The 11,942-nt window shown below is 62.9% G+C and carries 9 protein-coding genes; 5 read left to right on the top strand and 4 right to left on the bottom strand.

The window, feature by feature from the left end:
* Window positions 1-8: 8 nt before the first annotated feature.
* A complete protein-coding gene (locus tag EEB13_RS08715) occupies window positions 9-1,487 on the bottom strand; it encodes an adenylate/guanylate cyclase domain-containing protein (protein WP_033231724.1) in 1,479 nt (492 codons plus the stop codon).
* 224 nt (window positions 1,488-1,711) lie between these two features.
* On the opposite strand from EEB13_RS08715, the gene EEB13_RS08710 reads away from it, so the two are divergent.
* The 5 genes from EEB13_RS08710 (at window position 1,712) to EEB13_RS08690 (ending at window position 7,580) form a co-directional block, all read left to right on the top strand.
* On the top strand, window positions 1,712-2,905 hold the full coding sequence (locus tag EEB13_RS08710; protein WP_141485060.1) for an AI-2E family transporter: 1,194 nt from the start codon (window positions 1,712-1,714) through the stop codon (window positions 2,903-2,905).
* A 19-nt stretch (window positions 2,906-2,924) separates the two neighbouring features.
* Entirely contained in the window at window positions 2,925-4,130 is a 1,206-nt protein-coding gene (gene macS / locus EEB13_RS08705) for a MacS family sensor histidine kinase (protein ID WP_141485059.1), read from the top strand.
* A 64-nt stretch (window positions 4,131-4,194) separates the two neighbouring features.
* Window positions 4,195-4,827, top strand: coding sequence for a response regulator (locus tag EEB13_RS08700; protein WP_045066679.1), 633 nt, complete (start codon window positions 4,195-4,197; stop codon window positions 4,825-4,827).
* Between the two features lie 39 nt (window positions 4,828-4,866).
* A complete protein-coding gene (locus tag EEB13_RS08695; protein ID WP_141485058.1) occupies window positions 4,867-5,598 on the top strand; it encodes a DUF1707 domain-containing protein in 732 nt (243 codons plus the stop codon).
* A gap of 86 nt (window positions 5,599-5,684) precedes the next feature.
* Window positions 5,685-7,580 (top strand): DUF2339 domain-containing protein, encoded by a 1,896-nt coding sequence (locus EEB13_RS08690; RefSeq protein WP_141485057.1) that lies wholly within the window; start codon window positions 5,685-5,687, stop codon window positions 7,578-7,580.
* On the opposite strand, the gene EEB13_RS08685 is transcribed toward EEB13_RS08690, so the two are convergent.
* The 3 genes from EEB13_RS08685 to trmB are packed head-to-tail and all read right to left on the bottom strand — an operon-like array spanning window position 7,555 to window position 11,934.
* The gene (locus EEB13_RS08685; RefSeq protein WP_141485056.1) at window positions 7,555-10,461 is read right to left on the bottom strand and encodes an MMPL family transporter; all 2,907 of its coding nucleotides are present in this window, start codon (window positions 10,459-10,461) and stop codon (window positions 7,555-7,557) included. The genes EEB13_RS08690 and EEB13_RS08685 overlap by 26 nt on opposite strands.
* A 10-nt stretch (window positions 10,462-10,471) precedes the next feature.
* The gene (locus EEB13_RS08680) at window positions 10,472-11,179 is read right to left on the bottom strand and encodes an NYN domain-containing protein (RefSeq protein WP_033231717.1); all 708 of its coding nucleotides are present in this window, start codon (window positions 11,177-11,179) and stop codon (window positions 10,472-10,474) included.
* Window positions 11,176-11,934, bottom strand: coding sequence for a tRNA (guanosine(46)-N7)-methyltransferase TrmB (trmB, locus tag EEB13_RS08675; RefSeq protein ID WP_045064652.1), 759 nt, complete (start codon window positions 11,932-11,934; stop codon window positions 11,176-11,178). The genes EEB13_RS08680 and trmB overlap by 4 nt, the downstream gene beginning before the upstream one ends.
* Window positions 11,935-11,942: the final 8 nt, after the last annotated feature.

Genomic DNA, 11,942 nt, shown 5'->3' with positions numbered 1-11,942 from the left:
GATTCAGACTAACCAATCTGTTCTGGATCTACCTCGGGATATTTCTGTGGCCAGGCTAGATGAGTGAGCCGTCTGCGCCCACGAAGTTGAACCTGCTCGCCCAGTTCCCACTCGGCCTGCTCCTCCTCGTCCGCAAAATACAGCGCACTCGTCGACGCCAGGACTCTGCTGGGACGGAACTTCGCGAGCTCCGTCAAACGCGAGGCCTCGTTGACCGGGTCGCCGATCACGGTGTACTCGAAACGTTCCGCCGCACCGATATTTCCCGCGACCGCCAAACCTGCGCTCACACCGATACCGATGTCGAGGCCGGTGATCGCGTCGAGCTTGAACCGCAACTCGCGCGCAGCAGCCAGCGCAGCCGTCGGTGCGTCGGGTCGATCGAGGGGAGCGCCAAAGATCGCGAGCGCCGCATCGCCCATGAACTTGTTGACAAAGCCGTGGTGACGGTCGATCACGTCCACGACGATGCGGAAGAATTCGTTGAGCAATTCGACGACCTCGCCAGGCGGACGTTCAGCCGCAGCGCCCGTCGACCCGACCATGTCCACGAACAGAACCGCGACAAAGCGTGTTTCACCGCCCAGTTCCGTACCGAACTGCAAAGCGCGTCGAGCGACGTCCTCGCCGACATGTTGGCCGAACAACTGGCGCAGCAGACGACGTTCGTCCGACTCCTTCATCATGCGGTTGAATCCGACCTGCAGACGCCCGATCTCACTGCCGTCGAACACCTCGACACGAACGTCCGTCGCACCGCGCTGGACCCGCTCGATGGCGCGTCGAAGTTGGCGGATGGGGTCGGAGATCTGGCTGGCCGTCAGCATCGACAGCGCAAATGCCTGCACGATCGCCATGATCGAGATCAACAAGATCGCCCACGCCAACGAGTTGGGTGAGAACTCGAGATCAGTGGTGAGTTGGGTGGCGCACAGCAAGATGATGCCGGCGACGGGCATGAGCGTGCCCAATCCCCACGTCATTGCCAAACGGGTGCCGACGCCTGGAGCCATGGTCCGATCGAATTCGCCCTCGCTCAATGCGAGTGCAGCGACGGGACGCAGGATTCGCTCGCCGAGCATGTACGTGAACCCGAACGTCGTGGTCGCGGCCATGCAGACGGTGACAATCACCGCGATAGCCAACCCGGGCATCTCGTTGATCGTCAGAATGACGAAGATGATGCCGCCGAGGAACCAGAGAACAAGGTGGACGATCGCTTGGCGCAGCGGCGCATGCAGCGCTGCCATCTGTTCACTGCGCGTCGGGGGACCGCCGCGCAATCTCCACCGGATGACCTTGCGGAGCATCATGGCTGCCGCCGTCAGACTGACAACACCGGCAAACGCGAGGTAGATGCCGAACACCGCGAAGTTCCGGACATGATCGGCAACGATCGCGTCGGATTCCTCGATGGGGACGCCGTACCGCACAAAGGCAAAGACCAGCACCGCGCCGATCAGGTTGGCTGCGAGCATCGAAACCATATAGATGGGCCATCGACTGCGGATCGTCACCGCTATCGCTCTGTATGAAGCCCGCACAGCGTTCAATTTAGCTGGCCAGGGTCGAAGTACTGGTATGCGCGTCCCATTTGTGTCTGCCCACGGTTGTCGGCTCAGGCGGTTAGGCTCCCGAAGGGAACGCAGGATAAGGGGAATGCGGAGGGGATTCGGCCCATGAATGAGTTCGAGAATGAGTTCGAGCGGGAATGAACAAGCCCATCACGTCCGACGCGAAGTCGGTTCATCCCGGCGTGCGGATCGCAGCCGAGTGGTCGTGGCGCCTGATCGTGATCTTTGCCGGCTTGGCGGTCCTCGGATACGTCGTGCTGCGGCTCGAGACGGTGCTGATTCCCGTCGGCTTGGCGCTCCTGGCTTCGGCGCTGCTCATTCCGTTCGTAGACCGGATGCAAACGTGGGGCGTGCCGCGATCAGCTGCCGTTGTAGTGGTGTTGCTCGGTGCCCTCGGCATCGTTGCCGGAATCATGACGTTTGTGGTCGAGCAGTTCATCGACGGTCTTCCAGAGCTCACCGATCAATTTGCTGCCAGCGTCACACAGATCCAGAACTGGTTGACCAGCGGCCCGTTCCATTTCAGTGAGGACCAGATTCGCCAAGCGGGCGATTCCGTCGTCAAATCGGTGCAGTCCAATCGCGAAGAACTGACCAGTGGCGCACTGACCACCGCGGCGGTTGTCACCGAGATCTTCACCGGCGCGCTGTTGACCTTCTTCACCCTGATCTTCTTCCTGTACGGCGGAGACCAGATCTGGGAGTTCGTCACGCGGATCGTTCCGCGCGATTCGAGGCGTCGGATCCGGATCGCGGGCGCCGCCGGCTTCGGTTCACTCATCGGATACGTACGTGCAACGGTTGCCGTCGCCGCAGCGGACGCCATCGGTATCGGCGCGGGCCTCGCGATTCTGGGAGTCCCGCTGGCGTTGCCCCTGGCATCGCTGGTGTTCATCGGCGCGTTCATCCCGATCGTCGGTGCTTTTCTCACAGGTTTTCTTGCAGTCCTCGTCGCCCTGGTCACCAAGGGATTCCTGACTGCCCTGATCGTGCTCGGCATCATCATCGGCGTCATGCAGCTCGAAGCGCACGTCATGCAGCCCCTGCTGCTCGGCCGCGCAGTCAGGCTCCACCCGCTGGCCGTGGTTCTCGCGATCACCGCGGGCATCGTCCTGGCCGGAATAGTCGGCGGGCTCCTCGCCGTACCGATCGTCGCGGTCCTCAACACGGCCATCCGCTCACTGCTCGCCGACGATCCCGACGCCGTGTACGCCCAACTGCACGTCGAAGATCCGGAGACACCGCTCTATCCGGCGGAACCCGACGAACCACGAACCGAACCGCGCATCGAAAATCCGATCCCACCCGACCGGGCCACCCCCGATGACTGACCCGACCGGGCCACCCCCGATGACTGACCCGACCCGCCGACGCCGATTGCACTACCGGCCCACCGTCCGCGAAGCATCCGGAATAGACACCGACCCTGACGCACCGCTGTGGCGGGCCGCGCAGGCCTTTCGGCTGGTCACTCTGGTGTACGCGATCAGCTACCAGTTCGCTTCGGCGTCGGACTACACCAACGCACGTCTGAGTTGGTTCTTCGTCGCGCTCATGGCGGTGTGGTCCGGTGCCTCCGCAGTCATGTTGGCCGCTGAAACGGTCCCACGAAAATATGTCGTACTGGCAGATCAGCTGATCGTCATCGCGCTCATGGCGTCGACGAGGCTTGTGTCAGATCACGAGTGGTACCAAAATCACCAGACCCTACCGACGACGCTGTGGGCCACCAACGCCGTGATCTCGGCGGCGATCCTCGGCGGGCCGTGGCTCGGAATCGCATCAGGCGTTGTCATCTCCTCGGCCAGCGCGATCATTCGGGACCAGATCAATCTTGATCTCTGGCGCGACGCCACAGCCCCCGTCCTTGTATCAGTCGGCTTGGCGCTGGGCCTCGCCACCACCACCGCACGGCGCGCACATCGCCAACTCGAACAAGCCGTGCGCCTCGCCGCAGCCACCGAAGAACGCGAAAGACTCGCCCGTGAAGTCCACGACGGAGTACTCCAAGTTCTTGCGATGGTCCGAAGACGAGGCGCAGCGCTCGGCGGTGAAGCCGCAGAACTCGCAGAACTGGCCGGAGAGCAGGAAGTGGCACTGCGCATGCTCATCTCCGAACAGGGCTCAGGCGCAACCGCCGACACGGGAGGTCAGAGCGTCGACCTGTGCCCACTGCTCACCACTGGGGCGAGTGCGACGGTATCCGTCTCGACACCAGCCGACCCTGTCATCCTCGACCGAGACCGCGCCATCGAACTGGCCGCCATCGTCGACAACGCCCTGTCCAACGCAGCCCTCCACGCCGGCTCAGGCGCCAAGGTGTTCGTACTGCTCGAAGATCTACCGGGCGAGGTCATCGTCAGCATCCGCGACGACGGAGTCGGTATCCCCGACGGCCGGTTGGCCGAAGCCGAAGCCGAAGGCCGCATGGGAGTATCGAAGTCCATTCTCGGACGCGTCGCGCTGCTCGGCGGTACCGCGAGCCTGTACACCGAACCCGGAGAGGGCACAGAATGGGAAATCACGGTGCCGAAGGAAAGTAGTGGAAGTGACTGAGCAACAAGGTGTAGCAGGGCAACAAGGTGTAGCAGGGCAACAAGGTGTAGCAGGGGTGTCCGTCATGGTGGTCGACGATCACCCGATGTGGCGAGACGGAGTGTCCCGCGACCTCGAAGCAGCCGGATTCATCGTCGCAGCCACCGCAGACGGCGTCGAGCGTGCCCGAAACCGCGCCGCTGCAGTGACACCGGACGTTGTTCTCATGGACATGCACCTCCCTGACGGAAACGGAGCCGACGCAACCGCAGCGGTGCTCGAAGTTTCGCCCCACAGCAAGATCCTTGTGCTGTCGGCGTCGTCGGAACGCGACGACGTACTGGACGCGATCAAGGCGGGAGCGTCCGGTTACCTGGTCAAGAGTGCTTCCGTCGACGAACTCCTGGGAGCCGTACGCGCAACCTACGACGGGCAAGCCGTCTTCACCCCTGGCCTTGCCGGACTGGTACTCGGTGAATACCGACGCATGTCCACCGCCCCCGCCGACGACCGTGCACCCGAGGTCCCGAAGCTCACCGAACGGGAGACCGAAGTGCTGCGACTGGTCGCGAAAGGGCTCAGCGCCAAGCAGATTGCGACCAGGCTCTCGCTGAGCCACCGAACCGTCGAAAACCACGTACAAGCCACGCTACGCAAACTTCAATTGGCCAACCGTGTCGAGTTGACGCGTTACGCAATCGAGCAGGGTCTTGATTGATATCCGGGAAAGTCTCGATTAACGCTTATCCTGGAAACCATGGAGGCCAGGAATCTACGCGTATCGGATGCAGAACGAGAGCATGTCGGCGAATTGCTGCAGAAAGCCGTCGGTCAGGGGATGCTCTCACTCGGTGAGTTCACCGAACGTATGGACACTGCGCTGGCAGCAAAGACCAGGGGCGAACTCAACGTCGTACTTGCCGATCTCCCGGGCATCACCCTGATCTCGGACTACGAGCCTCCCGCGTATCCCGCGTCGGCCGGCCAGTCCGGTTATCAGTATCCGGCGCCGGGTTACCAGCAGCCGCCGGTTCATCAGCAGGTTCAGTATCCGCAGCCGCAGCCGCAGCCCTATGCCGGACAGAGTGGGCCTCCGGCGGCCGGTGCCTACGGCGCAGCCAATGCCGCGATCATCCGCGGACGGATGTCGACAGTGACGCGTAACGGCGCGTGGATCGTTCCGCCGGCCGTTGTGATCGACACTCGAATGTCCAGTGTCACCGTAGATTTCACGCGTGCGGTCATGCAAACACAGATCGTGCATGTCTCGATCAACGACTATGCAAGCTCGATCTCGCTGGTCGTCCCCGAAGAGGCCACGGTGGACATGAACGATGTCGAAGCCATCGGTGGCAGCGCTTCCAACAAGGTGCGGTCCGGGCCTCAGATGGGCCCGCTTCACGTAGTGGTGCACGGCAAGGTGCGCTTCGGTAGCGTCACCGCAAAGCATCCCTTCGGAACCACCTTTCGCAAGTTCCTTGGGTCCTAGATCGCCGGCGTGCTCACCGAAAGCCCCTATGCCGGTCGAGTAGTACTACTCATTCAATCGAGGATTGACTGAAGCAAGCTCGGTGTATGACCACACCAAGTTCTCCTGCCGTCGATCCGCGACTGGTGACCGCTCTGTCGGACGAATGCGAAAGCATCGGACGGCAGTTGCGCCACATGGGGCAGAACCTGTCGATTCTGCAGACGCAGCTGACCACGATGCGGCCTGCAGCGCCGGCTTCGGCGCCCGTTCAGGTTCCCGCGTACGTTCCACAGCCGGCCCCGCAGCACGTGGCCTCGCAGCACGTTGCCCCGCAACCGCAGTACCTGCGCCCGCCAAGTCCGCCGCAGCAACCCAGTGTGCCGTGGCAACCGAGTCCTCCGAAGCAGCCCAGTGTGCCGTGGTGGCAACGTGACGGCGTGATCAGCCGACTCCTCGCGATTGCCGGGGTGGCAGTCACCTTGATCGGTGTTGTCATGCTGTTGGTTCTGGCAGCCCAGGCCGGTTTCTTCGGACCGCCTCTTCGAGTGATCGGCGGAGCAGCCCTGTCCGGTGCCCTGATCTTCGCAGGGTTCCGGGTGTACGGACGCCCGGGCGGCCGGGTGGGAGCAATCGCGCTGGCGGCCACCGGATTTGCCGGTCTCTACCTCGATGTGATGGCAGCGTCGGTCCTGTACGGCTGGATCGTCTCGCCGCTGTCGATGGTGACTGCCTTCGGTATCGCTGCTGCCGGAGTCTCGGTGGCGGTCAGGTGGAACTCCGAACCTCTTGCGCTGCTGATCGTGCTCGGCGCGGCATTGGCAGCCCCCGCCTTGGCCGGCGCACTGACGTTGTCGCTCATCGGTTTTCTTGTTGCTCTCCAAGTGGCAGGGTTCTCCGCTCAACTCGGTCGCGACTGGAAATATCTTGGCATGGCCCGGACGGTGCCGGTTGCGATCGTATTGATCGCAGCAATCATCGGAGTGTCCCTCTTCGATGGAATGCAGGTTGATTCATCGGCATTGACGATCAGTGCGGTTGTTGTCTCCCTGATCGGACTGAGCGCCGCAGTTGCCTTGCAGTGGAAGGGATCCCCGTCGCGTGACGGTGTTGCCGGCGCCTGGTCGAGTGCGACGTTCATTGTCGCAACGCTCCCACTGCTGGGAGTCGACGTACTCCTCGGTGATCAGATGGCCTCCCTGCTCTACGGCGTCATGGCACTGGTGCTCCTGGTCGGTGCTGCAGCAGGCGCGGCATTGTCGACTCACCTGCGCATGGGTATCGCCGGTACCGGTGCAGTGGCTCTGCTGCTGTGCTGTGTTGCCGGGTCGCCGCAGTCGTTGACTGCTGCAGTTCTGCTTGCCGTCGCCACCGTCTTCATCGTGATCGCAGGTTCGACCGGATCACGTTTCGTCTGTGCGCTCGGATCCGTTTTTGCCGCAATCGGATTGATCGGATTCCTGGAATCCGCGTCGCCGTCCATGTTGATGACGTCCCGTGCCGCGTCTGCCCATCTCGATGCGCTGACGGCACTCACGAGCCTGACTGTGATCGGAGTGCTCGTGGCATTCGTGTGGGTCATGAGTCGATTGGCATTGGTCTCGGAGAACAACATTGCCGTCGCCTGGGCCATCAGCGGAATGGGTATCCTCTACGCCGCTACCTGCGCACTGGTTGCTTCGGGCATCGAGATATGGGGCGGCACAACAGGGTTTGTGTTCGGCCACAGTGCAGCAACGGTCGTATGGATGCTGGCCGCCACATCCGCACTCGTATTCGGACTGAACAATCGCGAGCACGCACACACGATGCTGGGAACCGGCCTGACGCTGACCTGCGCAGCGCTGGCAAAACTCTTCCTGTTCGATCTCGCCACCTTGAGCGGACTGGTTCGCGGTGTCGCGTTCCTGGTGGTCGGGCTACTGCTCCTGCTTGTCGGGACGCGCTATGCACGCGCCTTCGGCAAGGCGGACCAGATCAACTCCGCTTCTGCCGCGCGATGAGCTCGCTGACGCTCACGGCATTACCGTCGTCGGGGCGGTGGCGTCCGCTGACTGCGTTGCCGGACGACGGACCGTTGGGCGTGGATTCAGACGCCGCGCCGGTGGTGGCCGCTCCGTTACTGCCCGCTCCGTTACTGCCTGCGCCGTTGGTCGCTGCGCCGTTGGTTCCAGCCCCGTTGGTTGAAGCACCATTGGTGCCGGCACCGTTTGTTGCTGCACCGTTTGTGGCTGCACCGTTGGTCGGTGCCGAAGTGCGGACGGCCGGCAATGGCCTCGATGCAGGTTGCGCCTCACCCGGGGTGCGCAGGTCGGACAACCAGCTTTCGATCGGTCGTTCAGTGGAAGCCGGTGTAGCGGGGGAGGTGCGGCGAGCGGTCGGAGCCGGTGTCGGTGTTGCCGTTTGTTCCGGCTTGGCCGCCTTGTACGTCGGGTTGGGGACTGGTGCTTCGATCAGGTCCTGCGGCGCACCGGCCGGTCGGTCGGTACTGCGGCGGCGGGGTGTCTCGCCGGGCGCGTATGTCCTGGGCGTTGGCGCCTTGACCGACATCTCGCTCAGGGGGATGGGCTCGGTGAGGGGATCGGGTTCGCGCTTGCCCCCGACCGTTGCTGGGGGCGGGAGTACCCGCGACGGCGTCGCAGCTTTTGCCTGCGCTGACTCGGTGATTTTTGCCTGGCCGGGTCCGGCGATCGCGCCGACGGGCGTGAGCTGGGGGACATCGACGAGCGCAAGTTCGTTGTCGAGGATCGGCTCGCCCAGTCCGATCTTCTCCTGGATTCGTTTCATCCACGCCGGGGCCCACCAGCAGTCGTCGCCGAGCAGTTTCATCGTGGCGGGCACGAGGAACATGCGGATGAGCGTGGCGTCGATGACCAGGGCCGCGATCATGCCGTACGAGATGTACTTCATCATCACCAGTTCGGACAGGCCGAACGCGCCGGTCACCACGATGAGGATCAACGCCGCCGCGGTGATGATGCGGCCGGTGTGCGCTGTTCCGATGCGGATGGATTCGGTGGTGCTCGCACCCTGCGCGCGCGCTTCCACCATTCGTGAGAGCAGGAAGACTTCGTAGTCGGTGGAAAGCCCGTAGACGATCGCGATGATCAACACCAGAACTGGCGACATGATCGGGCCGGGTGTGAAGTTGAGCAGTTCGCTGCCGTGGCCGTCGATGAAGATCCACGTCAAAATGCCCAGCGTCGAACCCAGTCCGAGAGCGCTCATCAGAGCTGCCTTGATCGGCAGGACCAACGATCCGAAGGTCAGGAACATGAGCAGTGTGGTCAGCAAAATGACCGTGACGACCATCAGCGGTAGACGGTCGAGTAGAGCGTCGACGCTGTCCTGCTCGATGGCGGGGGTGCCGCCGACAAGGACCGTCGTGCCTTCCGGCCAGTCCGCGGCGCGGAGGTAGTCGATGGTGGGGCGAGCTTCGTTGCGCTCGGTCAGGCCGGCTTTGAGGACGTTGACGCCGTCCTTGGTGGCCACTTCGGGGGTGAACTTCTCGACCAGGCCCGGTGCGTTGTTGGCGGTCTTCGCTATCTGGCCGAGCGCGGTGTTGTCTGCGCCCTGGATGACCAGACGGACAGGTTCGGTGCGGTTACCCGGGAAGAGCTCGTCGAACTCGGCTTGAGCTACGCGCGTGGGGCTGTCGGGCGGCAGGTACGTCTCGTTGATGCCACCGAACTTGATGCCGGTGAGCGGAATGATCATCAGGAGCAGTGCGGCCACGATCGGAACGGCAACCTTGAGCGGATGCCGCATCACGAACCTGGTGAGGTTGCCCCAGAAGCCGTTTTCGATTTCCTCGTTGGTCTTGGTCTGGCGAAGCCTCTTGAACGTCAACGCATCGATCCGCTTGCCGAGGATTCCGAGGATGGCAGGCAGGATCGTGACGGACGAAATGGCCGCAAGCATGACGGCCGCGATTGCGCCGTACGCAACGGATTTCAGGAAGCCCTGGGGGAACAGCAGAAGGCCGCCGAGGCTGACGGCAACCATGGTCGCCGAGAACATGACAGTGCGGCCGGCGGTCATGACCGTTCTGCGGACCGCCGTCGGCGTCTCGTGCCCTTCGGCGATTTCTTCACGGAAACGACTGACGATGAACAGCCCGTAGTCGATGGCCAGACCCAGCCCGACCAAGGACACCACGGGCGCGACAAACGCGTTGACCTCGGTGAAATTGGTGATCAGACGGATGATGCCGTTGGCACCGATGACGGTCAGGCCGCCCACGATCAGGGGCAGGGCAGCAGCGACGACGCCACCGAACACGAAGAAGAGCAGCACACCGACAGCAGGAATTGCGAGCATTTCCATGCGCTTGATGTCGTTGGCCATCGTGTCGTTCAACGAGTTCGCGACCGGTTGCAGACCGGCCAACTGCACGTTGACACCGTCGATGTAGAACTCGCTCTCGACATCGCGGAAGTTGTTGGACACCGCGGTGTCGTTGTCGCCGGCAATGGCCACGCTGGCAACGGCATGTTGCTTCGTCGGGTCTGCCAAGGCGGCGACGGAAAGTCCGTCACCGACCTTGAAGTACGAACCGTTGATCTTCATGATCTGATCCGGATGGTCCGAGACCAGTCGTTGCAGGCTGTCGATGACCTTCGCTTGGAACTCCGGGTCGTCGACGGTTTTTCCTTCGGGCGCTGTGTACAGCGCCAGAACGTCGCCGGCGGTGCTACGTCCGAACGTGCCGTCGGCGAGCTTTGCAGCCTCGACCGATTGTGACCCCGGATCGTCCCAGCCGCTCTGGCTGAGATGGTCCTGCAGGCTCATGCCGTACGCGGCAAGCCCGAGGAGTCCCGCCACCATGACAGCGATGACGGTGAAGCGGGCACGATAGACGATGCTTCCCCAGCTGGCGAACACTGATCAACTCCTACTCGGCAACACTTTTTCGCCCGATGAGCAGGGCGGAAAGCGGTCGGAACGGCTGCAACCAGGCGCCCTCGTCGGGCAAAGTATCCAGGCTTACCCGCGGCAGAGGCTCGCGGAAGACACCGGGAATGTCCTCGAGATCGACGAAGTCCAGGATGTCGGACGACACAGCCCAGCTGGCGTGCTCGCGGAATCCGAGTACCTGAACCGGAATGCCGGTCGCTGCGATGTCTTCCAACGGTTCGCGGAATGCTTGACCGTCGGCGGACGCGACCATGATTCCGGCCAGTCCCTCGCCGTACCGCAGAGCGATGTGCTCGAGCATGTCTGAATCGACATCGCTGTCCTCATCGACCTTCGGCTTGGCGAACACCGCAAAACCCACGTTACGCAACGCTTCGACCCATGGGCGCACAACGTCGGCGCTGCCCGTGGCGATGTTGGTGAAGACCGTTGCTTCGGGTTCGAGGTTGCCGGACTCACGCGCGGACAGTTCAGCGGTCCGTGACAGCAACCAACGTCCGAGTGCGTCGAATCGTGGCCGGTAGGCAGCGGTAGGTCGGCCGCCGAGGATGGCGCCGAGGCCCATGTCCAGGTTGGGGGCGTCCCACACCAGGAGAACCCGTTTGGGGTGGCGGGAGTCACGACCGAGGTCGAGGGGAGATCCTGACGACTCGAGGTCGTCGGATAACTGTTCGCTGACGCTCATGCTCTGATCTTCCCCCATATAAGCTCGGTAATTGCGCTTCCGACCTTATGGGCCTTGTCTTCGAACTTCGTGACTGGGCGCTCGTGGGTCATCGGTGATTCCCAGTCGAGAGCGCTCAAGAGCGGTTCGGCGTTTCCGGTTTCCTCGATCCACTCCGCGTATTCGGCGTGGTCGGTGGCAACGTGGAGGACTCCGCCTGGCTTGAGGCGATTGGCGATCAACGAGAACGTCGGGGCCTGCAACAGACGACGCTTGTGATGGCGAGCCTTGGGCCACGGATCCGGGAAGAACACCCGAACACCCGTCAGCGACTCCGGGGCAATCATGTTTTCCAGTACGTCCATCGCGTCACCGCGCAGGACGCGGACGTTCGGGATCTCTTCGCGTTCGACCTGCTGAAGGAGTTGCGCGAGCCCGGGGCGGTAGACCTCGATGGCAATGAGATTGACGTGCGGTTCGGCTTTGGCCATCGCAGCGGTCGCGGTTCCGGTGCCCGATCCGATCTCGATGATCAGTGGGGCATCGCGTCCGAACCAGGCGGTCGCGTCGAGGGGAGTGTCGGACACATCGGCGCCGATAAGGGGCCACTGGCGGTCCCAGGACTTCTGCTGTGCGTCGGTCAGCGCACCCCTGCGCGAACGGAAACTTGTCACGCGCGGATGGAGACGGGAACCCTTGGAGTCTTCCGTCTCGCCCGCGTTCGGGGTTGGCAGTGCGTGCTGATCGGCTTCGTTCACGCGTCCATTGTCACGCATGACTGCCA

The sequence above is a fragment of the Rhodococcus sp. WS3 genome (assembly GCF_003797085.1).
GTDB lineage: Bacteria > Actinomycetota > Actinomycetes > Mycobacteriales > Mycobacteriaceae > Rhodococcus_F > Rhodococcus_F globerula.
Note: the sequence above shows the minus strand (reverse complement) of the source record. Positions and strands in the feature narration are given on the sequence as shown.